Annotated in this window: 21 protein-coding genes; 1 reads left to right on the top strand and 20 read right to left on the bottom strand. The window is 55.0% G+C overall.

The genetic code is table 11. The annotated features are described in order from the left end of the window. Nucleotides 1–5 precede the first annotated feature (5 nt). From fliQ to BUE18_RS06230, 14 genes are all read right to left on the bottom strand, one after another. Complete coding sequence (fliQ, locus tag BUE18_RS06300; RefSeq protein ID WP_073474035.1) at nt 6–275, bottom strand: flagellar biosynthesis protein FliQ; 270 nt, start codon at nt 273–275, stop codon at nt 6–8. 3 nt (nt 276–278) lie between these two features. Beyond that, nucleotides 279–1,049, bottom strand: coding sequence for a flagellar type III secretion system pore protein FliP (fliP, locus tag BUE18_RS06295; protein ID WP_073474033.1), 771 nt, complete (start codon nt 1,047–1,049; stop codon nt 279–281). Continuing rightward, on the bottom strand, nt 1,046–1,453 hold the full coding sequence (locus tag BUE18_RS06290) for a FliO/MopB family protein (protein WP_073474031.1): 408 nt from the start codon (nt 1,451–1,453) through the stop codon (nt 1,046–1,048). Before BUE18_RS06290 ends, fliP begins: the two co-directional genes overlap by 4 nt. Nucleotides 1,454–1,465: 12 nt before the next feature. Further along, complete coding sequence (gene fliN, locus BUE18_RS06285; RefSeq protein WP_083610818.1) at nt 1,466–1,825, bottom strand: flagellar motor switch protein FliN; 360 nt, start codon at nt 1,823–1,825, stop codon at nt 1,466–1,468. Between the two features lie 60 nt (nt 1,826–1,885). Then, a complete protein-coding gene (gene fliM / locus BUE18_RS06280) occupies nt 1,886–2,863 on the bottom strand; it encodes a flagellar motor switch protein FliM (RefSeq protein WP_073474029.1) in 978 nt (325 codons plus the stop codon). A 21-nt stretch (nt 2,864–2,884) separates the two neighbouring features. Beyond that, complete coding sequence (locus BUE18_RS06275; RefSeq protein WP_073474027.1) at nt 2,885–3,385, bottom strand: flagellar basal body-associated FliL family protein; 501 nt, start codon at nt 3,383–3,385, stop codon at nt 2,885–2,887. Between the two features lie 15 nt (nt 3,386–3,400). Next, the gene (locus BUE18_RS06270) at nt 3,401–4,180 is read right to left on the bottom strand and encodes an OmpA/MotB family protein (protein WP_073474025.1); all 780 of its coding nucleotides are present in this window, start codon (nt 4,178–4,180) and stop codon (nt 3,401–3,403) included. A 12-nt stretch (nt 4,181–4,192) separates the two neighbouring features. Beyond that, entirely contained in the window at nt 4,193–4,978 is a 786-nt protein-coding gene (locus tag BUE18_RS06265) for an OmpA/MotB family protein (RefSeq protein ID WP_170868285.1), read from the bottom strand. 63 nt (nt 4,979–5,041) lie between these two features. Then, nucleotides 5,042–5,803, bottom strand: coding sequence for a motility protein A (locus tag BUE18_RS06260; RefSeq protein ID WP_073474021.1), 762 nt, complete (start codon nt 5,801–5,803; stop codon nt 5,042–5,044). Between the two features lie 391 nt (nt 5,804–6,194). After that, nucleotides 6,195–8,276, bottom strand: coding sequence for a flagellar hook protein FlgE (locus BUE18_RS06250; protein WP_073474017.1), 2,082 nt, complete (start codon nt 8,274–8,276; stop codon nt 6,195–6,197). A gap of 77 nt (nt 8,277–8,353) precedes the next feature. Continuing rightward, nucleotides 8,354–9,046: a flagellar hook assembly protein FlgD gene (locus BUE18_RS06245; RefSeq protein ID WP_073474015.1), complete on the bottom strand. Its 693-nt coding sequence runs from the start codon at nt 9,044–9,046 to the stop codon at nt 8,354–8,356. 17 nt (nt 9,047–9,063) lie between these two features. After that, entirely contained in the window at nt 9,064–12,705 is a 3,642-nt protein-coding gene (locus BUE18_RS06240) for a flagellar hook-length control protein FliK (RefSeq protein WP_073474013.1), read from the bottom strand. Between the two features lie 275 nt (nt 12,706–12,980). After that, nucleotides 12,981–13,880 carry a sulfite exporter TauE/SafE family protein gene (locus BUE18_RS06235; RefSeq protein ID WP_073474011.1) on the bottom strand — a complete coding sequence of 300 codons (900 nt, stop codon included), beginning with the start codon at nt 13,878–13,880 and terminating at the stop codon, nt 12,981–12,983. Then, complete coding sequence (locus tag BUE18_RS06230) at nt 13,877–14,668, bottom strand: MASE3 domain-containing protein (protein ID WP_073474009.1); 792 nt, start codon at nt 14,666–14,668, stop codon at nt 13,877–13,879. Before BUE18_RS06230 ends, BUE18_RS06235 begins: the two co-directional genes overlap by 4 nt. 133 nt (nt 14,669–14,801) lie before the next feature. Between BUE18_RS06230 and BUE18_RS27445 the strand changes: the two genes are divergently transcribed. Next, the gene (locus BUE18_RS27445; RefSeq protein WP_139264631.1) at nt 14,802–15,071 is read left to right on the top strand and encodes a hypothetical protein; all 270 of its coding nucleotides are present in this window, start codon (nt 14,802–14,804) and stop codon (nt 15,069–15,071) included. 264 nt (nt 15,072–15,335) lie between these two features. Here BUE18_RS27445 and BUE18_RS06225 read toward each other — a convergent pair whose 3' ends face one another. From BUE18_RS06225 to BUE18_RS06200, 6 genes are all read right to left on the bottom strand, one after another. Then, on the bottom strand, nt 15,336–16,748 hold the full coding sequence (locus tag BUE18_RS06225) for a citrate/2-methylcitrate synthase (RefSeq protein WP_073474006.1): 1,413 nt from the start codon (nt 16,746–16,748) through the stop codon (nt 15,336–15,338). Nucleotides 16,749–16,858: 110 nt separating this feature from the next. Continuing rightward, nucleotides 16,859–17,542: a DnaJ domain-containing protein gene (locus BUE18_RS06220; protein ID WP_073474003.1), complete on the bottom strand. Its 684-nt coding sequence runs from the start codon at nt 17,540–17,542 to the stop codon at nt 16,859–16,861. Between the two features lie 447 nt (nt 17,543–17,989). Then, nucleotides 17,990–19,090, bottom strand: a complete 1,101-nt coding sequence (locus tag BUE18_RS06215) for a 6-phosphofructokinase (protein ID WP_012610163.1) — start codon at nt 19,088–19,090, stop codon at nt 17,990–17,992. Nucleotides 19,091–19,132: 42 nt separating this feature from the next. After that, complete coding sequence (pgi, locus tag BUE18_RS06210) at nt 19,133–20,782, bottom strand: glucose-6-phosphate isomerase (RefSeq protein WP_073474000.1); 1,650 nt, start codon at nt 20,780–20,782, stop codon at nt 19,133–19,135. Next, the gene (acs, locus tag BUE18_RS06205; protein ID WP_073473997.1) at nt 20,736–22,916 is read right to left on the bottom strand and encodes an acetate--CoA ligase alpha subunit; all 2,181 of its coding nucleotides are present in this window, start codon (nt 22,914–22,916) and stop codon (nt 20,736–20,738) included. Before acs ends, pgi begins: the two co-directional genes overlap by 47 nt. 450 nt (nt 22,917–23,366) lie before the next feature. Then, the gene (locus BUE18_RS06200; RefSeq protein WP_083610816.1) at nt 23,367–23,801 is read right to left on the bottom strand and encodes a BLUF domain-containing protein; all 435 of its coding nucleotides are present in this window, start codon (nt 23,799–23,801) and stop codon (nt 23,367–23,369) included. Nucleotides 23,802–24,233 lie beyond the last annotated feature (432 nt).

Genomic DNA, 24,233 nt, shown 5'->3' with positions numbered 1-24,233 from the left:
CCCTTTTATCTTACAAAGTTAGGAATCTGGCTGATGCACATATGGGTGAAGACCATGAGCTTCTCCAGCATCCATGGACCGAAAAAGATGGCGCCCAGCAAAACCACCACAATCTTGGGCACAAAGGTCAGGGTGATTTCCTGAATCTGGGTGGTGGCCTGGAAGATGCTGACGGCAAGGCCGACCACCAGGCCCAGGAGCAGCAAAGGCAGGGATACCAGCAGGGTGACCTTGATTGCTTCATGTCCAAAACTGATTACAAATTCCGGCGTCATCGTCTACCCTCCTGCAAAACTCTGGACCAAAGACCCCACTATCAGGCTCCACCCGTCCACCAGGACGAAGAGCATGAGCTTGAACGGCAGGGAAATCATGACTGGCGGCAGCATCATCATACCCATGGACAGCAGGACGCTGGCGACCACCATGTCGATAATTAAAAACGGGACGTAAATAATAAAGCCGATCATAAAGGCCGTGGTCAGCTCGCTGATCACAAAGGCCGGGATGAGGGTCCAAATGGTAACGTCTTCGGGGCTGTTGGGCTTGGCCTCTCCGGAAATCTTGACGAAAAGCGCCAGATCCTTTTCCCGCGTGTGCCTGAACATGAACTCCCGCATGGGGGTGACGGCTTTTTCGATGGCTTCCTGGTCGCCGATCTCCTCATTCAAATAGGGTTGGAGGGCGTTTGTGTTGATGTCCTTCCAGACCGGCATCATAATGAATACGGTCAAAAACAGGGCCAAACCCACCATTACCTGGTTGGGCGGCATTTGCTGGGTGCCCAGGGCGTGGCGCAGAAAGGAAAAAACCACGGCCAAACGCGTGAAAGAAGTCATGAGCATGAGGATGGCGGGCGCCAGGGTCAAAACGGTCAGCAGCGCCACAATCTGCAGCAGCACGGAAACCTGTTCCGGGCCTGTCGCCTCTTCCACGCCTATTTGCACGGAGGGTACGGCGATAGTCGCCGCCTCGGTTATTTCGGGCAGAAAAAACAAACAAACAAGGGCCGGTAAAATAAGCATCCATTTTTTATTTCCGGCTTTCATACTCGTTCCTCTTCGCCAATAGCGGCTCCATGCACGGCGTTTTCGTCCGGGGCGTCCGGCAGGCTGTCAAGGCTTTCCGGAAAATCATTCCCTGCCATGCGCTCATCCAGGACTCCGGAGAAGGCCTTGCCCTGTTCGGGAAATTCGGCAAGCCGCGTGATGGAATCAGCGCCTACGCCGACTAAAATCTTTCGTCCCAACACCTCCAATAAAACCACCTGCTTCTTGGGGCCCATTTGCCTGGCGCACAGGACGTCTATGGAAACGCCGTCCTTTCCCTTGATTTTGCCGGACAGGCGTTTGCTTAAAAACACCGCGCCGAACAGGGCTGCCAGCACAATGGAAAGCATGGCGACCATTTGAAGCCCTGCCATCCAAAAATTCGGGACGCTTGCCTCATTCATTGGAAAGGCCTCTTACCTCAGACTCTTGATGCGTTCCTGGGGGCTGACAATATCCGTGAGCCTTACGCCGAACTTCTCGTTGACCACGACCACTTCGCCTCGGGCGAACAATTTCCCGTTGACGAAAATCTCCATGGGCTCGCCCGCCAGTTTGGTCAACTCCACCACGGCGCCCTGCCCTAACTGCAAAAGGTCCTTGATGCGCATGGAGGTTCTTCCCAACTCCACGGTGATGTCCAAGGGGATGTCCAGGATAAAATCCAGGTCGCCGTCGCCGTCAACATCCGCGTCCCCGGCTGCGGGCAAACCATCCGTCATGTTTTCCGCGGGCAGATTCTCGTTCATTTCCTGTTGCAATGCTTCCTCTTCCATGCCTTTTCCCTTCAATGCTCAAAAATTTTATGAACAAGACTGAGATCCCCGTATGGGAAATCAATCCATGGTGATTCTGCCTTCCACGGCGATGGCCTTGGCGCCTTTGACAACTCCCGCCTTGCCTGCAATCTTGGGCACCCCCTGGATTTTGGCTGTCAGCGGCGCGTCCGCAAATTGCTCCAAAGAAATCACGTCGCCTTTTCTCAGGCTCATGAGCCTTTCCGCCGTGATAACGGCCGTGCCCAGTTCCACGCATATCTCCACCAACACCTCCTGCACCTGGCTTTCCACGCGCTTCTTCCAACTGGCGTCCGCTTCCAGGTTGTCGCTTTGGAAGCCGGAGTACAACTTGTCCCGAATGGGCTCCAGCATGGAATACGGGATAGCCAGGGTCATGCCGCCTTCCGTGGTTTCCAATTCCACCTGAAAGCGAACGATGATCATGAGGTCGATGGGAAGCCCGATCACGGCGAACTGCGGGTTCATTTCCGACCGGACGTAAACGGGTTTTATGGGATAAATAGGCGCCCAGGCCTCCTCGAAATCCTTCAGGTATATCCCGACCACCTTGCGGATGATCTGGTTTTCTATCCGGGTGAAATCCCGGCCTTCCACTTTGAGGGCGCCGCCGGGGGTGCCGCCGAAATAATACTCGATAAGCTGGAACACCAGGGGCGTGTCCACGACCAAAAGGGCGTGGCCGCGCAAAGGCTCCATTTTAAACATATGGATGTTTGCGGGAACCGGAATGGAGCTCTGAAATTCCGAAAACTTGATCATGTTGGTGTCCCGCACGGAGATGTCGGCCGCGCCGCGCATGGTGGCGGAGAGGCTGGTGGAGAACATGCGGGCCAGGCGCTTGTTCACCACTTCCAGGGTGGGCATGCGCCCCCGGATGACCCGGTCCTGGTTGGCGAAGTCGTATAGCGCGACCCCGTCCTCGCTCACCTCCTCTTCCGGCTCGGTTTCGATTTCACCCGATGAAATGCCTTGGAGCAAGCTGTCAACTTCATCTTGAGATAAGATATCGCCCATCTGCTTCAGCCTTCTCTTTCTTTATTGCACCACAAACTCGGTGAAAAACACGTTGGACACCCTGCCGGACGAAAGCACCTGGTTCACTCGGGCCATCAACTCTTCTTTAAGCTGCAACTTGCCTTCCAGCCTGCTGATTTCAGCAAAGGACTTGGCGCTCAGTAAAATAAGGATGACGTCCCGAATCTGAGCCTTGCGCGTGGTAAACTCCGTTTTCACCGCTTCCGAGGGAACCTCAAAGTTGATTTTCGCCTTTAAGTAGCGCTTTCCTTCACGGTCCCTCAGGTTGACGATGAAGGAATCCATTTCAACCATGATGCCAGGCGCTCCGGCGTTGGGATTGCCCGCTGCGGGCGGCGGGGGCGCCGCCGGTGCAACGGCGGCCGGCTGAGCGTCATCGCCGCCGGACATGAGCAGAAAGCCAATAAAGCCCCCGGCCCCAAGAACCACCACGATCAAGGCTATGAGAATCAGCTTTAATCCGCCTCCGCCTTTGCCTTCTGCTTGCGCTTCGTCTGCCATTTCCTTGAATGCCTCCTATTTGGTAATCACTATTTCAACCCGGCGGTTTTTGTCCCGTCCCGCCTGCGTCTGGTTGGACGCGATGGGCTTGGTGTTTCCCATGCCTCCCACCCCCAGCCTGTCCTCTTCCAATCCGTGCTCCGTGGTAAAATAATAAAGCACGTTCAAAGCCCGGGAGAGGCTCAGGTCCCAATTGGAATCATACTGCACGCTGTGCATGGGCGTACTGTCCGAATGCCCGATTATCAGCACCCTGCCGGAGACCGCTTTAAGCACCTGAGCCAACACATCCAGCAGGGGATACATTTCAGGCCGTATCCGGGAGCTCCCCGGATCGAACATGACCGTCTCGTCAAAGGTCAGGACGACCCCCCGCTCGTCCTCGTTCACGTAAATCTGGTCCGTGTATCTTTCCGTCAATTGTTTGACAATATCTCGCGACCTGACCGTCAACCTTTTGAGAATCGTCTCCGGCTCCTTGATGTAGTCGGAGTTGTCCAGAATCTCGGTCAGGGTGGTCAGCATGTCCACATTGTCCGGACTCATGCCGTCCAAGGGGCCCGGCGTCATGTCCGCGTCCCCCTGCATGGGGGAGACTTTTCCGTAAGGGGAAAAGTCCAAGGGGCCGCTGGCGCCTGCGAACAGGGTGAACATGGTCTGGAGCGCCTTGGTGTCCATGGAGGACATGGTGAGCAGGAGCACAAAAAAGGTCATGAGCAGGGTCACCAGGTCCGCAAAGGTCACCATCCACATGGTGGTGTCGGGGGATTCGATTTCTTTTGGTTGTTTTCCCATACCTGGCTCTTCCTAATCCAGCACGCTGAATACGAATTTCTTAAACACAAACAGCCCGGATGACTTGTTTTTGTATATTCTTTGGAGCTTGTAATTAGCCCTTTTATCCATAAGGATTTCCACCCGATTGTTTAAGGCCCTTGTCTGGGGAGTGTCATTGCTGGCCACCGGCTGGCTGGGGCCGCAGCCGTACACGTCAATGCGTTTAGGGTATTTGTTGGGAAGCTCAACAGGCGCGACGCCTCCGTTAGCCCCCCTTTCCCTGGCGGCAAGCTGCTCCAGGTATTGATCGTAGAAAAACCGATAAACCGCCATGGCCCGGCGGGCGGATAGTTCCCAGTTTGATTGCACGCCTTTTTCTTCAGGCGGCCTGTCGTCCGTATGGCCGGTGATGACCACGGGAAAATTGTCTGCATTGACGATTTCCGCCAGCCTGGTGAGAAAGGCCTTCGCCGATGGCTTAATGCTGGAGGCGCCGTCTTCAAAAAGGAGCTGGTCCCGGATGCTGATGAGCGATCCGTTGCCTGTTGACCGGATGTCCACCTGACTGGAGGACTCTGCACTCAGGCCCACAAAGTCCGGCAGGGATTCATCGACGGCATCCATCAACGGATGAATGGGCGGCTTGAGGGACCTGCCCTTGCCTTCCGCGTCCATGGGGGAAAGGCCGCCCGGCAGAATGCCGAAGCTGCCTATGAGAGACCCCAAAGCCTCGCGTTTGGCCTGTTCGTCCACCACGGCGATGGAATTGAGCACGATGAAAAAGGCCAACAGAATAATAAACAGAGATACGTTCATGGTCCGGTTGCCATTTTCTGCGCTTCGATCTTGCGGTTCCGGCGGTCTTTCTTTGGGCATGGCTTAATCCTCGGAAAGCTCCCGCTGTTTTGGCGGCAGGAAGCAGGCCAATTTTTGCTCGACGATACGCGGGTTCTCCCCTGAAGACAGGGAAAGGACCCCCTCCACCACCAGTTCGCGCACCTCCATTTCCTGCGTGGAGCGCATCTTGAGCTTACCCGCCACGGGCATGCAAATAATATTGGCCAAAATGGCCCCGTAAAAGGTGGTGAGCAGAGCCACGGCCATGGCCGGACCGATGCTGCTTGGGTCCTCCATGGACTGAAGCATCTGCACCAACCCGATGAGCGTGCCCACCATGCCCAAAGCCGGAGCAAAGGTGCCGATGGTGGTGAAAAGGTCGGCGCCCAGCTTATGCCGGTTCATGGTGTAGTTGATTTCCGTTTCCATAATTTCGCGGATGGCGTTGGGCTCCAGGCCGTCAATGGCCAGCTGGATGCCCTTTTTCATGAATTCATCCTCCAACTCCTTAATATCCCCTTCCAGGGACAGGATGCCCTCGCGCCGGGCTTTTTGGGCGAAATCCATGAACTTGGCGATCGTGTCCTTGGCGGAAGCCTCTTTGGCGAAAACCGTTTTCATGGCCACGCCCACGATGCCCAATATCTCTTTGAGGGGATAGTTGATCATGGTGGCGCCCATGGTTCCGCCGACAACGATAATCAGCGAGGGCACGTTTATGAAGGCTCCAAGACCGCTTGGTCCGATAGCAAGGACGACCAGAACGAAAGATCCGACCACGCCTAAAATTGTTGCAATATCCATTTACCAATCTCCATATGATGCCAAGTTGCCTGGCCAATACATTAGGCAACCTTCGTGCCAAAAGGCTTGGATAGGTTGGGCAAAGGGTGCATGCAGGTTCTTTTATACTGATTTTATGGAAAAAATTTAAAAAAAGGAGGGCTCAGGCAGCCGAAACAAGCCGCCGTGTCTTATAAGGAGAAGCACAAGTTCAATTTAGGCCTGGAAAAAACGTCATGGGCTTGACAGAGTTGACCGGAGGATTGTGGAAAATACAGGGGGAAAGGGCGCAACCCCTCTCCCCCTGCCTTCCCGGGAATGGCAGGAGACATTTTAAAACGAGGAATTTTAATATGGGTCTCATCCCGCCAGTCGCAAACAACATCCGCAGCCGGATGCTTAGGAAGCCATATTAGCGTTTCAAGTTGATCACCTCTTGCAAGAGTTGGTCCGTTACCGTGATCACCTTGGAATTCGCCTGGTAGCCGCGCTGTGTGGTGATCATTTTAACAAATTCATTGGCCAGGTCAACATTACTTTGCTCCAGGGCGTTGGAGGTGATGGTTCCCAGGCCGTTGGTGCCCGGTTTATTGGTGATGGCGTCGCCGGAGTTCCTGGTGGCCGCAAACATGTTCTGCCCCATTTTTTGCAGCCCCTGGACGTTGTTGAACTTTGCCAGGGCGATGCGGAACAGGGGTTTGATCTGGCCGTTGGAGTAGCTGCCGGTGATGACGCCGTCGCTGCTCACACTGATGCCGTCCAGATCGCCCACGCCGTACCCGGTGGTGGCCTGGTACGTGGTGTTGCCGGCGGAGGCGTACTGGGTGGTGGACAGGGATTCCTGGACCCACGCGGTTCCGTCGTAAGCCATGCCCAGGTTGAACTCCATGGGGGAGGTCAGGTCTTCGGCAAAGGATGGATTCAGGTAAAAGTAGCCGTCCGAGCTGATATGCGAGGCGTTGTCCGGGTTCAAAGCCGTCCAGTTGTCGGCGTTGTCAGTGGACCAATCGGTTCCGTCGCTGTTGAACTCCCACATCTGCAGATCGTTGATCTCGCCGTCGGAAGTGAAGTTCAGCACGCCCCTGGCCAGAAGGCCTGCGCCGGTGTCTATGGTGGTGTCAATGTCCGGCAGGCCGGTTGTTCCGCCGCCCCTGGCGTCTTCATCGGGGGCCACGGTCACGATGAACTCGTATTCCCCCTCATTGTCGCCCTTGTCGTAATAGACAGTCAGGTCGTGGGTATTGCCCAAAGAGTCGTAAACCTTCAGGATGGCCTGGTACTCATAGGCGCCGTCTCCCAGGGGAGGCGTTGCGGTCCCGTCCCAGGTCTGGGCCAGCATGCCGTTGGGGGGATAGATGTCAAAGGAGCCGGTTGCATCGGCTGTCATGCCGCCGCCCGCCACGGTCCCGGAGATGTCGGTGGTTCCATTGCCGTCCAGGTCCACTTCAAAGCTATTCGCGTTGCCTGAAACGCTGGCGGAAGGATAGTTTGCCAATCCGTTTGTAATGGACCAGGTGGCCGTGGCGTTGGTCCAGGATACTTCAAAACCGGAGGCCATGGCCAGGATGGCCTCGGAATCGCTGACGGTCACCATGATGTTGTTATTCACGGCGTCGCCGCCCTGGGTGACCACGCCCAATGCCCCGGGGGCTTCGATATCAAAAGACCCGGTTCCGTCGGCGGTCAGGCTGCCGCCCGTGCGCCCGGTGATGTCCGTGGTTCCGTCGTTATCCAGGTCTATGGTGAACCCGGCGGCGTCCCCGGCAATGACTGCAGCGGGATATTCCGTGGCCCCATGGGTGATGGACCATGTGCCGGCGCCGCTGTTCCAGGCCACTGCAAACTGACTGACGTCGGTGTTGACGGCGGTCTGGTTGTTCAGGGTCAAATAAATGGGATGGTTGACCGCATCGCCGCCCAGGGTGACGGTTCCCAGGGAGGCGGTTTTCACGTCCGCGTCCAGGGAGTTGTCTTCGCCGTCGGAATCCAGGTTGGTGATGAGGGTGACCTTGTCCGTGGCTTCCGGAGGGGAAGTGAAGGAGTTCAGGATGATGTCTCCGATGGAGCCCTCTTCATTGCCGTTTTGGTCCAGGCTCCAACCCCGAACCAGATACCCGGAGGGATTCACAAAGTTTCCGTCTTCGTCAAAGCGGAATTCGCCCGCTCTGGTGTAATACTCCAGGTTCACGTTTTCCGGATCCCTGACCACGAAAAAGCCCTCGCCTCCAATTGCCAGGTCTGTTGCGGAATCCGTGGTTTCCAGCGACCCCTGGGAAAAAATGCCCGTAATATCGCCCATGGCTGCGCCGCGACCCAGCTGTCCGGTTCCGGACTGGGTGCTCACGGTTTGAGCCAGAACGTCCTGGAACGTCACCCGGCTGGACTTGAAGCCCACGGTGCTCACGTTGGCGATGTTATCGCCGATAACGGTCATGGAATTGCCCAGGGTGTTCATTCCGCTGATGCCCGAAAAAAGTGCGCTTGATAAAGACATGTTACGCCTCCTTAATGTCGCCTGAAACGGCTATTTGTTTAAACTGTTCGTTCAAAGTTGTTTATTTGCAAATCATTTTAACTCTCAGTGTCGGTTGCGGTTTCAGGCATATGAACCTCCAGGATGCTGCCCGCAGATACCATCTGATCCCCCAAGAGCAGATAGGGGGCTCCGTATTCATAGGTGATTCCTGTTACTTCTCCCGACACTACGGTGTAGGTGGAAACGGGAAGCCCGGAACTGTCCTTGGCCGATACTTCGTAAGAATAGGTGCCGTCTTCCACGGAAACGCCCGAGTCGTCCCGTCCGTCCCATCCCACGGAGTAGGTCCCGGCCTCCAGGGAGCCGGCGTTGATGGTCTTGACCTCAATCCCGTAGGAGTCGAATATGCTGATGGACACTGCGGCGTCTTCTTCAATGGTGAAGTTGGCGGAGGAAGACAGGCCGCCGTTGACGGTGAGGGAATCGTCTTCCGCCACAATGACCTTGCCCAGCAAATAGCCCACGTCGCCGGTCCCGTTATTGGACTGGATGGCCAGCATTTCCTCCAGAGAATCGCCGATCCCGAACAATTGCTCCAGGCTGGAGAACTGGGCCAGTTGGGCCGTAAAGTCCGTGCCTTCCATGGGATTCAGGGGATCCTGGTTTTTCAGCTGGGCGATGAGAAGCTGGAGAAAATCCTCCTGCCCCAGGCTGGTGCCGGTGCTCTCCGTGGTGGCGTTGCTGTAAGCCCCGGCGCCTACCGACCATGTGTTGATTGATGTTGTCATGTTGATTCTCCTAATACTTAAGCCACGACGTTCAGGCCGGATTCCGTCTCATATTTGGGCGGGTTCATTCCAACGAATCCCTCCGGGGTTTGGTTTTCCCCCCGGGTGGAAGTCCCGTTGCCTCCTGCCTGCCTGCCCCGCCCCTGCCCTTGCTGTTGCTGGGCGAGGTTTTGCTCCGGGTTCTGCCTGACATTGACTTCGATCTTATCCACAACAATCCCCTGATCGGATAGCGCATTCTTCAATTCCGACACATGGGATATGAGTATTTCCTTGACCGCCTCGGTCTCCGCACTCATGCCGACGGACAGGACGTTTTTCTTCAGGTTAAGGTTCACGTCCACCTTGCCCAGTTGCTGAGGATGGAGTTGGAGCCGGATTTTATTGTCTCGCCGGTTCAGGGCCTGAACCACCTGGGAGCCCAACTGCTGAGCCATCTGACCCTCATAAGGCCGAAGCACAGGCCTTTGAGGGACGGCTTCGCTGGTGCGGGAGGCTTGCGCCGGCTCCTGCTGAAAGGACTGAGACGCAGCTTGCGCTTCGTGGGTTTGAGAAGCGGCAGAGCCCTTGCCTGCTGCAGCCTGGGCCTCAGCCCCGTCGACGCCTTTGTCTGAAGCGGCCAGCTTAGCGAACGTGCGGATTTCTCCGGCCGGCGCTTCTTCCCTGGCTTGCGCGGAGACTCCGGCGTCGTTTTTGCGGGCTGCGGCATGTTGCAGGGCGTCCCCGAACTCCGATTCCGGAGCTGCGGCGGCTTTGCCCTGTGCGTTTACTTGAATTGGTTGACCGGCCTCGCCGGTTTTTTGGCCCTGGCTTTGGGCGGCGGCCGTTTGATTCGCCTGGACGCCGTCCTTTGTCCTGGCTTCCCTGACAGCCTGAGATGCGCCCAGATCCGCCCTCAGGCCCGCGGCGCTTCTGGCCGCCGTTTGCGCTTGCTCAACTTCATCTGCGTTAGCATTGGCCGGCGCCTGGACAAATACGTCATTGCTGCGGACCTGAACCTTCTGGCCGTCGCGATTTTCCACGGCGACGTTCTCTACGGTTTTCACCTGGGTCTGACCGGTCTGGGAGGCGCCGGATGACGCCTGTCCCTGGGTATGCACCCTGTCCGCCCCGCGAACGACAATTTCGGGTTCGGCCTGCGCCGTTTCAGCGTTTTTTTGCGTCTGCTGAACGCCCTGCATAGGACCTGGGGCCTCCTTGGGAGCTTCCGTATTTTTCACCGCGCCGAGAGCGGCGGATTGTCCGGCCTTTTCCGCATCCACTGTCGCTCCCTCGCGGGCTGCGGCAGATTGCCCGGCGTTTTCCGCATCCGCTTTCACGCCCACGCGGGCTGTGGCTTCCGACTGAACCTGCGCGCCTTTGGCTTGCCGGGCGGAATCCGCCTGCTCACCAGCCCTGACTGTAATTTTGGCTTCGTCGGCGGTCAGCGTCTCTTCCTGCACATCCTGGCCGGCGTTGGCCTGAGGCGCCTTGACGTCAATACGAACGTCCCGGCGGCTGCTCTCTACAATAGCCGCCTGCGGCTTCCGGGCGGACTTATCGTTCACGGCAACGACAGGGGCGTCGCTATCCTGAATGGTCACAACCGTCCCCTTGTCCGCCTTGGAGGCGCTTTGCTCCACCTGAACTGCGGCGACGGGTTCGGAAATTTTTTCTTTAGGCTGATAAACCGCAGCGCTTGCAGCCTTGTTTTCGGCCTTGCCGTTCATGACCTCCCCAAAAGGAAGTTTGTTTCCCGCATCGTCCCGCCCTGTAAATCCAAAGGCTTGGCTCTTGGCCTTCACCCTGGATACAACCGCGTCAGGATCCTGGACGCCGGTTTGAATGGAGGCGTTGACGATGGTTTCGGAGTCGATTCCCATTTTAGCTGCAATATTTTTGACCACTTGAATCACGGGGACAGGGTCCACGCCCCGGGAGGGAAAACGATTCTGGGAAAGGGCCTGATTAAATTCATGAACGTCGGCCCCCATCTCTTCCAGAGCCTTGGCGACATACTGAGCGGCCTCTTCGGAAAGGAAGCCGTTGCGGGTGTTTTGCAGCACTTGCATGACTCCCACGAAGTTCCGGGAAAGCTCGGCGCTCTTATATGCCGTATCAATCCTGGTTCCCGCTTCCTCTATAGCCACCAGCAAAACGCTTTGGGCGACGCGCTCCATGCTTTTGGCCAGTTTGGCGGGGTCCACTTCCCCTTCCGCGATTTTCGCCTCCGCAATGAGATCATCCACCAAGGTGGCGTCAGCGCCGGACTGCTTGAGGACTGCTGCCAGATCCTTGGCCGCGGCCTCGGGCAGGGTTTTCCCGTTATTAGCCAATCCCTGGAGCAGATCGCGCAATTCCACCAGGGTTTGAGGCACGGATTTCTTCTCTGCATACAAAGCGGTCTGAACGCCGTCCTCGCCATCCGCCTCCAGGCTTTGGCTCAGAAGCGCGGCCAGGGTTTCCAGTTCGTCGGAGCCTTTGAGGGACAATCCCTCCATGGCTTCCTCCACGTCCATGGAGGCGAAGACCTCGGAAAAATCCTTAACGGTCATTGCGTTTCCGGCAAGCTCGCCGTTGGCGGCCATTTCCCGAATCAAACGTTCAAAGGCCGGAACGCTTTCCTTTGGAAGGCTTTCCTTGAATTTTTCGGCGGCGCCCAGATTGTTCACCAGAATTCGGCCCTTGCCTTCACCGGCCGAAGATAGTTGAGAGGCCAGGCGTCCGGCTTCGGCGGAATCCACGCCCATCCTGCGGAGAGCCATTTCCACGTACACGACGGGAACGCCTTCAAAATCCTCTTCATCGATGAACTTGAGCTTGCTTTCCATGAGCTTGGCCAAGGGAACCAGGCCTTCGCCGTCCTCATCCTCCACCACCGCGTTATCCATCACGCCTTTCAGGTGGCTCAAAAGCCTCTCCCTGGTAATTTTGGGCAGCCCGGACACGTTTTCAGAGGAGTTGGCTTGCAGAACGCTGAGAAGTTCCTTCAAAGTTGCAGGAGCTTTCGCCGGTTCGCTGATTTCAATCCCCGCGGCGTTCAGGGCTTCCATGATCTCCAGGGCGGTTTCCAATCCCGCCGCCTGGCCCTGGTCTTCGCCGCCCGCAACCTGCTTGAGGTTCTGGACCAGCATTTTCATGGAGATCTTGCCGTCCGCGGTCAAAGAATCGTTGATCACAGCCTGGCTTTGCTCCACGTCCAAACCGGCCAGAAACAGCGCTTTTTCCAAATGGGGGATGGCGCTCACGTCCAGGGTCCGGCTTTGCTGCAGAATGGCCTCTTCGGGCTCAAACTGGGATATCCGGGAGAACAATTCGGAGGCCGTCATGCCGGAGCCGTCTTCCCCGAATCCGGCCATGATCTCCCCCACTTGCTCAGGGGAGTAGCCGTCCAAAAGAAGAAGCGCACGCACGTGATTTTCGGCTTCAGGCTCTATGGTTATTTCCTCCAGGGCGGTTCCGGAGCGAAGCATCCTGTTTTTTAACTGATCCACATTGCTTGCGGCCTGCTCGGACGCTTTGGCTACGCCGGTTGTTACGGCGTCTACGGAAGAGCCTGCTTTTGTAAGCAGCGAAGAAAACAGGTTCTGCCCAACGGAATCCCCTTGCCGGGTTATCCCCGCCTTTCTGGAAACGATTCCGTCCAAAAACCCGTTTGCTGCCAGCATTTGCGTTATCATTGCATCTCCCTTCGTGGTCAAAACCATCCTTCGGTTGTTTTGTTCCCGCCGGCGCGCTTGGCGCCGGAGTTGACCGCCTAAAACGCAACCCCTGTGCCAAGTTTGAAGGATAGATAAAATTATCTTTAATTACAGATTGTTAAAATTATCGCCTTATCGAAAAGAGTTGCCGGAGCGGCAATTCGGGCATGCAGGTTTTTCCCTAATAGCGGGCGAAAGGGAAAATTTTGCCGACAGGATTTTAAGCGGAAAAAGGGGACGCAGGGCAAAAGGAGCTACCACAAAAGATGAATCATGGATACGGCCAGAAGAAGGATAAAGGCGTGCTTCTGATGCTTGCGAAACCAGGCGAATCGGGTCAGGCGCACTCCGATCTGGCCGCCTAAAACAACGCCGCTGCATGTGGCGAAAAGCAAAGGCGCCCCCTGGGGCCAGGCGCGGTAGTCCAGCCATACGCTCATGCAGACCAGAAACAGATAAAAAAGGATAGTGATGAACATGATGAAAAGGCCTGTGGCCACGGCCTTCCATGTGGGCAGGTTGAGTTTCTGTTCCATATGGGGAATGATCCAGTCGGTATTTCCGATGCTTAACAGGCCGGTGAAAAAAGAGGAAACCGCAACCACAGGCCAGCTTTTAATCATGGAGCGGCCTTGTTCGGGAGGCCGCAGAGCTTTCTTTTCCTCGGGCTCGTTCAGGGATTGAATCATTTGCATCAGAAGGTAGCCGGCCACCAATAGAAAAATGTACAGCAGAACGCGTTCGTATTCCTGGGGGATGAAATACCCGGAGATATATCCTATAGTCACCCCAATCAACGCCATGGGGATGAAACGGGCTGCAATTTTAAGGTCTACCTTTCCGCCTACAAGATAGCTGATGGACCCGGCGCCTTTTCCGGCTATCTGGGTGAATATGGAGATGGAAACCGCCTCGCTGGGCCGGATGTGAAGCACGGTCAGGACCGGAATCCAAAGCATTCCCGCTCCCAGGCCGGTGAACATGACCATGGTTCCCACAACGACTCCCAGCAAATGAACCAGGATGAACTCCGTAAAAGCAAGAGGAATGCGGCCGCCCAAATACTGGGACAATACGGCGATATAAACTCCATCCAAAGCCAGCCAGAACAGCATGAACCTGGGAAGCCTCAATAGATATGCGCCGGTCTTCATGATTCTCCGCGCTCCCCGGCGCCAAAGCCGTCCTCGTTCAAACGCCTTCTATAGCGCCTGAAAACAAAAACCAGGGTCGCCGTAAAGGCGGTGAGGCGAACCAGGTGCCATACCCACCACATTCCGTTCCACGGGCTGGAAAAGGGAAAGATCAACTCGGCGATTCCGAACAAACAGGATAGGTAGACGAATAAAAGGTCCCTCTTTGCCCCGCTTTGCCGATAAATTTTGTAAAATTTCATCATGGAAAGAAAAAACAAAAAGCTGGCGGTCAGGTTAATCAAAACGGCGATCACGGTGAAGCCTTCGTCGTACAAAGGCAAAATCCTGGGCACGTCCCCAGGAAACAATAAGGCCCGCAATCCTACGGAGGCGGATAATATGGCGAAGCCGAAATAGATGAATCGCAACTCAAAAAGGTTTCTCATGCGCCGCCCGTGGGTAAACCAGACGGAGGCGAAAAAAAATCCGCCGAACAGGCTTCCCACGCTGTGTAAAAAGATGAAGGAGTCCCCCGGTTTGCTGATGGCGTGAGAGATGTCCAGGATTCCCATGGCCGCAAAGCCCGTGGCCAACATAATCAACTGGGCGTTCAGGCTTGCCTGGGATTCCAGATAGAGCATCAAGGAAATCAGGCAGACCGTAATTCCGCCAAAGGTCTCGATGGTGGAATGCAATTGAATGTGCTGAAAATGCAGGGCGTACAGCCTGTCAAAGAACAGGATGACGGGAATGGCGATGAGCAAAACTCCGGCGATCCAGATTTTTACGGGTCGGGAGGAAAACATAAAACAAGAACTCCAAATTAAAATGATAACAATTTAATATAATACATGATACAGCCGAGAGCCTCAAATTTGACCCCAAGTATTTTTTCATTCAATTTTTGTGCCAAAGGATTGTTTATCAAACAGGGGGAATTTGAAAACCGAGCGTGAAAAACATCATTTTGTTGAGTTGCCCGGGCGCAAAAGCTATGGGAAGAAAAAACGTCGGGTCGCTTCGCGGTATTTCTTTTATCCACTACATCGCCAAGGCCTGGGGCAAAGCCTTCTACAGAACGATTTGACCGCCTTTGCTCAGCATGACCAGAACCACGGATTAAATCTTTATAGTAAGCAGGCTGTTTTGAATCAAAAAATTATGCGTCTTTCTCCACTTGCTCGGCTGCCCGGTCCAACTTCCTCATGAGGGCCTGCATGCGAGGCTGAAACAACCAGATTCCGTAAGGAAAAATGTATATATTGATGAGAAAGCGCAATTTCAGTCCTTTGGAAATATATTCACAGACTCATCTTGTATTTCTACGAAAAAAGCCCTTAAATTTACCAAGCATACTGATATATAGCATGATTTTCAGAGGCTTCAAGTTTTTTTGAAATGCCTGCAGGCAAAAAATGGCCGCCGCATGGGCATGTGCGACGGCCGTTGTTTTTTCGAAATGCAGGAAAGGAATCAATTGGATGCAGGCGTGCTTTGCCGAAAATCCAGGACGGTCTTTCCAAAAAATCCTGTATAGGAGGCTCTGGGACGAAAGATGCGGTTGTTCTCCAGATATTCCAGGATGCGGGAAGTCCATCCGGCCACGCGGCTGACGGCGAAAAGGGGCGTGAACATATACGAAGGGACGCCCATGGCGTGATAAACCAGGCCGGAATAGAAATCCACGTTGGGAAAAAGATTCTTTTTAGCTCCCAGATCCTGAGAGGCCTGTTTTTCCAGGGCCTTGGCGGTTTCCATCAAAGGCTGGACCCCGCTGTTTTCCTTTGCGAGAAATTCGGCCATGGGACCTAAAACTCTGGCTCGGGGATCATAGGTTTTATACACCCTGTGGCCGATGCCCATGATTTTCCGTTTTTCCGACACCGCTTTTTTGTACCATGCATCCACATTTTCCGGACCGCCGATTTCCTGCAGCATCAACAAGGCCTGTTCGTTGGCGCCGCCGTGCAAGGGGCCGCTCAAGGCGGCTACGCCGGCGTCCACGGCGAAATAGATGTCGGACAGGGTGGACGCCACCACCATGGAGGCGAAGGTGCTGGCGTTCATGCCGTGATCCGCATGCAGGATCAGGCACACGTCCATGATGCGTTCCTCAACGGGAGTGGGCCTCCGGCCTGTCATCATATAAAGAAGGTTTCCGGCATGGCTGAGGCTGGGATCCGGCTCCAAGGGCAGATGGCCGGATCGAATTCTCGCCACGGTGGCGGCGATGGCTGCGAGCCCGGCGATCAGATGGTAGCAGGACTCTACGTCTTCGGAGCCCAGAAGGTTGGTTTCCACGCCCTGGAGCTTTTGGTAGGATTGATTAGGGAAAACATAGGTCGCAGTTTTGTCGCCCCTGGGAATTGTTTCCATGGCGATGGAATCATCGTCTGAAGAAACCGCTTCAGGAAATGTGGAGATGCCCTTGTCCTTGTCCCGGTAGGTCTGTTTTTGCCGTAACAGGCCTACGCCGAATCGCAGGGCGGCCATGGGATGCATCTCTTCGATGGGAAAGCTCATAAGCAGCCGCTGGGTTTCCGTGATGTTTTTGTAATCCAGGAACTTATTCTTAAATAAATTCAGCTGCTGCGGATTGGGCAACTCCCCGTGGAGAAGCAAGTACGCAGTTTCTTCATAAGTGCAATTTGCTGCAAGATCGAAGATATCGTAACCCCTGTATACCAGCCAGCCTTTGGCGCCGTTGACGTAGCCCACATTGGTTTCGCAAGCGATGGCCCCTTCCAAACCCGGGCCAAGCGTCGCCTGGATGGGCCACTCCAGCTTTTGAGGGGTTTCGGGGGCGGGCTCCCCCGCCGTGTCCTTTTTTGCCTTTTCCGCGGCTTCCAGAATCAGATCTTTAATTTTGTCTACGTTTTCGCTCATAAATTCGTTCCTCGCCTTAACTTGAATGGGTCAGAGAGAAATCAGGTTGAAAAAACTCTCTCGCTATTCGCAATCAAAGCCTAAGGCTTGCAAGCAAGCCGGCCTGCGCTTTATTGAACCCGCACCACCGCCTTTAAATACAAATTATGTACGCCCATTCCACGTAACGGAATTTCCAAAACAGCCCCGTCCCTGACGCCTGCGGGGATCATCAGACGCACCTTTTCTTGTTCCTCCAACATGCCGCCGCCCCCGCACCAGGAACAGATGTTAGGAAACCGATACCCCGTGCCCCTGCAATAGCGGCACGGATAGTATGCCGGAACCATCAACACAGCCATTCCGCCACGGATCGCCTGGGATTTTGAAATGATCAACTCCACATCCAGGCTTTGAGCCGTCTCCGCCTTGGGAATGCCGATCCCGGAAAAATTCATGGCAAACCGGTTCAAAAGGGCGTCAAAGGCGTCGCTGAAGCCAAGATATTCAGCAATTGACGGAACCTTTTCCGGAATCAGCGGCTCTGGCTGCGCCCTGTATTCCGGCGCCACGGAGGACTTTCTACGAATGGGAATCGAACTGGCGTGATCCAAACCGTCGTTATAATCCCGTCTGCGCTCTGCATTCCCTAATACCTCGTAGGCCTCCATGATTTCGCGAAACCGTTCCGTCCATTTGAGCCCTGCCCTGTCCGGGTGATATCGCATGGCTAAATTTCGGAACGCCTCTTTGATTCCCCTGGGGCTTTCATCCCTGGAAACTCCCAACACCATATAATAATCGCGTTTTTTCATGACTGCTTCACTCCTATCCGCTTTAAGCCTCCCAATGGACGCAATTATCCCCTGCCCTGGACAAAGCGGTTTTACGGACAATCTGCGGGGATCGCCCGACTATTCCTAAAAAAGTATTCTGAATTTTGCGCTGCCGGAAAAAATTAAGGGCTTGGGTCCCCTTTGCTGCGGAAAAACTCAGCCATAGGACGGGAGGCCCCTATTACTTCCAAAGCGCACAAGTGAAAAATTAGGGGGATTACGATTTGCCATTTTTGCCTCCTCTACACACAAAAAAAGGAATGCAATATTTTAATCAATACCCTGATATCATGAACTAATCTTTATTTGACAAGAATTTAAAGCAAAAAATTAAACTGTCAAGAGGCGGGATTGCAATGGAGAACAAACGACAATACTGTGCGGGTGCAGGAGCCGGGGGGATAAAAATCCCCCCGGTTTAACTCATTATTCGGGCGCGCCAAAGCTGATGCCGATATCCTTGGCTGTGCGGAGAGTGTCGGAATCCATGGGAACCTGCTTGCTGGTGCCGATGGCATCTTCCAAAGGCACGGAAGACACATTGGGAGGCGCCAGGGCCACCATGTGGCCGAACTTTCCCTCTTCCACCAACCGGATGGCCATGGCGCCGAAACGCAGGGCCAAAAGGCGGTCGAATGTGGTGGGCGAGCCTCCCCGCTGGAGATGGCCTAAAACCAGGGAACGAGTGTCCTTGCCGGTTTTGGCGGCGATGGACTGGGCCACCACCTCGCCGATGCCGCCCAGCACCACTTCCTGGCGTCCGGCTTCTCCCGAGCCTTTGTGAACGATACGGCCTCCCAGAGGGACGGCGCCTTCCGCCACCACCACGATGGCGTAGCGTTCCCCCATGACCTCCCCTTCCATGATCTTTTCGCAAACCAAATCCATGTCAAAGGGAATTTCCGGGATCAAAATCACCTTGGCGCCGCCGGACACGCCGCTGTTCAGGGCGATCCAGCCGGCGTTTCTGCCCATGACCTCCACCACCAGCACCCGGTCGTGGGATTTGGCCGTGGAATGGAGCCGGTCAATGGCTTCGGTGGCGATGCTTACGGCGGTATCAAAACCGAAGGTGACCACCGTGCCGGAGAGGTCGTTGTCTATGGTCTTGGGCACGCCAATGACCGGAATGCCTTTTTTGTGAAAGTCATGGGCGATTTTCAGGCTGCCGTCGCCGCCCACGGCGATGAGGCAGTCCAGGCCCAGGCGGTGGAAATTCTGCACCACCCGGTCGGAGAGATCCCGTTTTTCCACTTCCCCGGCAATGTTTTCCACCGGCATTTCAAAGGGGTTGCCCTTATTGGTGGTGCCCAGGATCGTGCCCCCCAGGTTGGAAATGTTCCGAACCTTGTTGGGGTCCAGGCGAATAATGTCTTCCGTATCCAGCAGCCCATGATAGCCCTGCTTGATGCCGTAGACTTCCCAGTTTTTATTATAGGCGCTCAAAACCACGGCCTCAATGACCGCGTTAAGGCCGGGAGCGTCTCCGCCGCCCGTGTTGATGGCTATCCGCATTCTGTCGCTCATAACAAGCTCCTTTCAAGGAGTGGTTAAGCCAGGACCATAAAATTACCCCATCATATGCTTGTACGCATTGATCAATCCATTTGTGGAGGCGTCGTGGGAGTTCACGGGCCTTTCGTCTTCCAACTCCGGCAAAATCTTCTTGGCGAGCTGCTTGCCCAGTTCCACGCCCCATTGATCAAAAGAGTAGATGTTCCACAAAGCGCCCTGGACGAAAATCTTGTGCTCGTACATGGCGATGAGGCTGCCCAAGGTTCGGGGGGTCAATTTTTTGAACAAGATGGAGTTGGTGGGCCGATTGCCTTCAAAAACCTTGTGCGGCAAAATTTTGGCGATCTCATCCGGCGATTTTTCGGCCGCTTCCAATTCTTTTTGCACTTCCGCGGCGGTCTTGCCGTTCATCAAGGCTTCAGTCTGGGCGAAAAAATTGGAAAGGAGAATCTTATGATGATCTCCTATGGGATTATGGGATTGGGCCGGGGCCAGAAAATCCGCCGGGATCATCTTGGTTCCCTGGTGGATCAGTTGATAAAAGGCATGCTGGCCGTTGGTTCCCGGCTCTCCCCAGATGATGGGGCCGGTTTGCCAGGTTACGGGATTGCCGTCCCGATCCACGGACTTGCCGTTGCTTTCCATGTTTCCCTGCTGAAAATACGCGGGAAAGCGGTGCATGTATTGGTCGTAAGGCAGGATGGCCTCGGTCTGGGCGTTGAAAAAATTATTGTACCAGATGCCGATCAAAGCCAGAATAACCGGGATGTTCCTTTCAAACGGCTCCTTTTGAAAATGCACGTCCATGGCGTAGGCGCCTTTGAGGAGTTCGTGGAAATTCTCAAACCCCACATAGCATGCGATGGACAGGCCAATGGCCGACCACAGGGAGTAGCGTCCGCCCACCCAATCCCAGAACTCGAACATGTTCTGGGAATCGATGCCGAATTCCTCCACCGCCTCCTTGTTGGTGGACAAGGCCGCAAAATGCCTGGCCACATGCTTTTTATCCCCGGCTTTTTCCAAAAACCAGGCCCGGGCCGTGTAGGCGTTGGTCATGGTCTCCTGGGTGGTGAAGGTTTTGGAGGCGATCATGAACAGGGTGGTTTCGGGATTCAGGCGCTTGAGGGTTTCGGCGATGTGGGTTCCGTCCACATTGGAGACGAAGTGCACGTTCATGTGGGGCTTGGCGTAGGGCTTCAGGCATTCCGTGACCATGACAGGCCCCAGGTCGGAGCCGCCGATGCCTATGTTCACCACGTCAGTTACGGCCTTGCCGGTGAAGCCCTTCCACTCTCCGGTAATAATCCGGCCGGAAAAAACCCGCATTTGCTCCAGCACCGCGCGCACGTCCGGCATGACGTCCTTGCCGTCCACTAAGACGGGTTCGTCGCCCTGACGCCGCAGGGCGGTGTGGAGCACCGCCCTGTTTTCGGTTTCGTTGATATGCTCCCCGGAGAACATGCTGTTTATCATATCCCTGAGTCCTGCCTCATGGGCCAGATTCAGGAGCAGCTCCAGGGTTTTAGTGGTGATCCTGTTTTTGGAGAAATCCACCAGGATGTCGTCCAAAGCCAGGGAAAAGCTATCGAACCTGCGCGGGTCTTCCTTGAAGAAGTCCCGCATATGCCGGTTTTTTATATCCTCATAATGCTTCTCAAGAAACAGCCACGCCCGGGTCTTCACCGGATTCGTCTTCTTCATCGTCTGCATCCTCCCTCTTGGCAAGGGTGATTCTGCTGTCAGCCACTTTGCATCCCTTAGGATATACAATCAGAGGGTTGATGTCCATTTCAACGATCTCAGGATGATCCGTGACCAACTGGGAAAGGCGCAGCAGGCAATCCTTGATGGCGTCGATGTCCGAAGGCGGCTTGCCCCGGAGCCCGCTAAGGATGATGGAAGCCTTGGTGGAGTCTATCATTTCCACGGCGCTGGACTCCCACATGGGCGCCAAGCGGAAGGAAACGTCGCCGATGGCTTCCACAAAGGTGCCGCCCAGGCCGAACATACACATGGGGCCGAAGCTGGGGTCATTATGGGAGCCGATGATGATCTCCACGCCCTTTTCGGCCATTTGCTCCACCAGGACTCCGTCGATGACCGCGTCTTCCTTATAGACCTTGGCGTTAACCAGAATCTGGTCGTAGGCGGCCTGGGCCTCTTCCAGGGATTCGATATTCAGGATCACGCCGCCGGCGTCGAACTTGTGCACGATGTCGCGGGAAATAATTTTCATGACCACCGGAGCGCCAAGCTCATCCATGATGGGCTTGATCTCATCCGGAGAGGTCGCCACCCGATTCCGGAGCACGGGAAATCCGTAAATTTTCAAAATCTCGTTGGCTTCGGACTGGGGCAGAGTCACCCTTTCCACGTCTTTCAGCTTTTCCTTGATGATGGCGTCCACCGCCTTGGAGTCCACTTTATAATTCACATATTCGCGCCGGATGTTTTCGTTGGGCTCCACGTCCTTGGCGAAGTGCACCATGGAGTTCAAGGCCCGCACCGCTTCTTCCGGAAAGCTGTAGTTGGGGATATTGTTCTCCTCCAGGTAGCGAACGCCCACGGAAACGTCCACAATTCCCATGAATGCGCACAACACCGGCTTGACCACCCCTTCCAGGACCCTGGGGACCATCTGGGCGGTTTCCAGGACGTCGGTCATTTTTTGCGGGGTCAGCACCACAATGGCGCCGTCCACGTCGCCGTCATCCACAACGGCCCGCAAAGCCGCTTCGTAACGCTGGTAGTCCGCGTCCCCGATCACGTCCACGGGATTGTTGATATTGGCCGTGGGAGGCAGGTTTTTCCCTAGGATGCGCCTGGTGCGCTCGCCGAATTCCGCCAATTTCAGGCCGTGGCGCACAGCCGCGTCCGTGGTCATGATGCCCGGGCCGCCCGCGTTGGTGACAATGGCGATTCTGTTTCCCCTGGGCAAAGGCATTTGCGAAAAGGCCGTGGCGTAATGGAACATTTCGTTCACGTCCTCCACGCGCTGAATGCCGCTCTGCTGAAAAATAGCGTCGTAAGAAGCGTCGCTGCCGGCCAGGGAGCCCGTATGAGAGGAAACCGCCTTGGCGCCTTCTTCCGAACGGCCGGACTTGATGGCCAACATGGGCTTCTTATACATCCAGGTGATTTTCCGGGCGACGTCCATGAACTTCCGTCCGTCCGTGATGTCCTCCAGGTACATAAGGATGACGTCCGTGTCCGGATCCTGCCCCAGGTATTCCAAAAGGTCGATTTCGCTGACGTCAGCCTTGTTTCCAAAGGATATGAACTTGGAAAAGCCGATGTTCCGGCCCTGGGCCAGGTCCAAAACCGCGGTGCACATGGCGCCGGACTGGGAAATGAAGCCGATATTGCCCGGTTTGGGCATGGCCTGGGCGAAGCTGGCGTTCATGCTCATGCCCGGGGCCGTATTGATGATGCCCAGGCAATTGGGGCCGATCAAACGGATTCCCCGCTCCTTGACCACAGCCTTAAGCTCGTTTTCCAGCTTAACGCCTTCTCCGCCCACTTCCTTGAATCCGGCGGTGATCACCACCACGCCGCTGGCGCCCTTGTCCGCGGCCTGTTCCACCACGTCCACGACCATAGGGGCGGGAACAATAACCACAGCCATGTCCACGTCGTCCGGAATATCCTTTATCGTGGGATAAGCTCTATTGGCGACCACGGACCGTGCGCGGGGATTGACCGGATATAACACGCCGGTGAACCCGCCTTCGATAATATTGGTCACCACAGCTCTGCCCACGCTGCCGATTCGGTCCGTTGCTCCAATAACCGCAATAGACTTGGGCTCCATTATGTTTTTGATTGTCGCTGGCATGTATTTCCTCCTGCCATATGTAGAATGCATTGTCCGCTCCGGAACTGCCTTCAGGGGACAATTCAATCAGTTAGTAACAGCAACCATTTTTATGTCAAACGAAAAAATAGTAGACCGGGGGAATATTGTAGGTCAAGGTTAAAAATCCATTAGACAAGGGCCGTTTTTTGGAAAAAAAGCAAAGAAAACCGCCCTTGCAGGACAAGCCCCGCTTCAACTCCCGGCAATAGCGCCGGTGGTTGCAATGCCTTAAAATTCCATGAAAAATAGTGTAGGACGCAAAGGATCACCCTCTGCCGGCAATTACGGCGGTGCAGGTTTTGTTCAGGAAAGCTATTGGCCCAATAGGAAGAGCCCGTTCCTCGGCGCACCATGCGGCGGCCTTGAACAGGGCCCGGGCATGTAGTTTGAAAGACGCTAAAACGCTTTTTTAAACGGGACCCCCAAGGTCTAAATGTCGCTATCAAGAGAGGAGCGCTTCACATTGGCGATGTCAATCAGGAAGTTCCGGGCGGCTTCCGCGGACATGGAATAGGGATTTAACTCATTGCCGGAGCAATAACGAAAGATGATGTCTTGGCTCACATCACTGGGATTAACGTATGCCATGGACCACTTGGCGAATTCCCGCCGGAAAATCTCCCCGTAATCCAACAAGACCACGTTGGCGTGGAGAGGATCCGCCGCAATGGAATGGTAAAGACGGCTAATGGTGTTGCGCTCGCCCTCGATCCATTGCATGAAATGGCTTGGATCATAGCACAAAAGACCTGTTACGCCGATCTTGGGATTGTTGCCGCGAGCGGCTTTAAGAATACTCCGCACTTCAGGAACCCCGCAATTTTCGCTCAACTGGCTGGTGTAAATCAAACGGACCATTGTCATGGACGCCTCCTGGCAACGACTCTCCCGCAAAGAATGCGGGGGCTATTCCTTCCCAAGCAATATACGACCGTAGAAATGAACTTTTTTAAATATATGGAAAGATCATAACGCATGTTGTTTGTTCATGCAATAAAATTGATTCTCCTTTCCGTTTTTAGAATAGACCCGCATTCAAACTCAATGCATCCCCTCCAATTCTAAACAGGTTGTGCAGAGCAGGCGGTCTTTGCAAGGCGGCCCCCTCCGCCTTTTTTTTCCTCCAAGAAGGAATCAATCCATAGGTCGAACAGACGATTTTTCACGATCAACTCCTTATGGAAACAGTGCGGGAATAGCGGGCAAAAGGCGGCGCCCCTTGGGGAAAGGGCTGTGAAATAGATCACAGAGCCAACCAAATGCCATCCATTCTGTATCGTATTTCTACGCTCAAGA

Source organism: Desulfatibacillum alkenivorans DSM 16219, assembly GCF_900142135.1.
GTDB lineage: Bacteria > Desulfobacterota > Desulfobacteria > Desulfobacterales > Desulfatibacillaceae > Desulfatibacillum > Desulfatibacillum alkenivorans.
The sequence above is the reverse complement of the archived record's forward strand: the minus strand, read 5'-3'. Positions and strand labels throughout refer to the sequence as shown.

Excerpts from the sequence above, each read along its gene's own strand:
- BUE18_RS06200 (WP_083610816.1), bottom strand. The coding sequence starts at position 23,801 with ATGACAATGGTCCGTTTGATTTACACCAGCCAGTTGAGCGAAAATTGC.
- BUE18_RS06230 (WP_073474009.1), bottom strand. The coding sequence starts at position 14,668 with ATGTTTTCCTCCCGACCCGTAAAAATCTGGATCGCCGGAGTTTTGCTC.
- BUE18_RS06250 (WP_073474017.1), bottom strand. The coding sequence starts at position 8,276 with ATGTCTTTATCAAGCGCACTTTTTTCGGGCATCAGCGGAATGAACACC.
- fliQ (WP_073474035.1), bottom strand. The coding sequence starts at position 275 with ATGACGCCGGAATTTGTAATCAGTTTTGGACATGAAGCAATCAAGGTC.
- BUE18_RS06275 (WP_073474027.1), bottom strand. The coding sequence starts at position 3,385 with ATGGCAGACGAAGCGCAAGCAGAAGGCAAAGGCGGAGGCGGATTAAAG.
- pgi (WP_073474000.1), bottom strand. The coding sequence starts at position 20,782 with ATGAAGAAGACGAATCCGGTGAAGACCCGGGCGTGGCTGTTTCTTGAG.
- acs (WP_073473997.1), bottom strand. The coding sequence starts at position 22,916 with ATGCCAGCGACAATCAAAAACATAATGGAGCCCAAGTCTATTGCGGTT.
- BUE18_RS06260 (WP_073474021.1), bottom strand. The coding sequence starts at position 5,803 with ATGGATATTGCAACAATTTTAGGCGTGGTCGGATCTTTCGTTCTGGTC.
- BUE18_RS06225 (WP_073474006.1), bottom strand. The coding sequence starts at position 16,748 with ATGAGCGAAAACGTAGACAAAATTAAAGATCTGATTCTGGAAGCCGCG.
- BUE18_RS06215 (WP_012610163.1), bottom strand. The coding sequence starts at position 19,090 with ATGAGCGACAGAATGCGGATAGCCATCAACACGGGCGGCGGAGACGCT.
- BUE18_RS06290 (WP_073474031.1), bottom strand. The coding sequence starts at position 1,453 with ATGAATGAGGCAAGCGTCCCGAATTTTTGGATGGCAGGGCTTCAAATG.
- BUE18_RS06235 (WP_073474011.1), bottom strand. The coding sequence starts at position 13,880 with ATGAAGACCGGCGCATATCTATTGAGGCTTCCCAGGTTCATGCTGTTC.
- BUE18_RS06265 (WP_170868285.1), bottom strand. The coding sequence starts at position 4,978 with ATGAACGTATCTCTGTTTATTATTCTGTTGGCCTTTTTCATCGTGCTC.
- fliM (WP_073474029.1), bottom strand. The coding sequence starts at position 2,863 with ATGGGCGATATCTTATCTCAAGATGAAGTTGACAGCTTGCTCCAAGGC.
- BUE18_RS06270 (WP_073474025.1), bottom strand. The coding sequence starts at position 4,180 with ATGGGAAAACAACCAAAAGAAATCGAATCCCCCGACACCACCATGTGG.
- BUE18_RS06245 (WP_073474015.1), bottom strand. The coding sequence starts at position 9,046 with ATGACAACATCAATCAACACATGGTCGGTAGGCGCCGGGGCTTACAGC.
- fliN (WP_083610818.1), bottom strand. The coding sequence starts at position 1,825 with ATGGAAGAGGAAGCATTGCAACAGGAAATGAACGAGAATCTGCCCGCG.
- fliP (WP_073474033.1), bottom strand. The coding sequence starts at position 1,049 with ATGAAAGCCGGAAATAAAAAATGGATGCTTATTTTACCGGCCCTTGTT.
- BUE18_RS06240 (WP_073474013.1), bottom strand. The coding sequence starts at position 12,705 with ATGATAACGCAAATGCTGGCAGCAAACGGGTTTTTGGACGGAATCGTT.
- BUE18_RS06220 (WP_073474003.1), bottom strand. The coding sequence starts at position 17,542 with ATGAAAAAACGCGATTATTATATGGTGTTGGGAGTTTCCAGGGATGAA.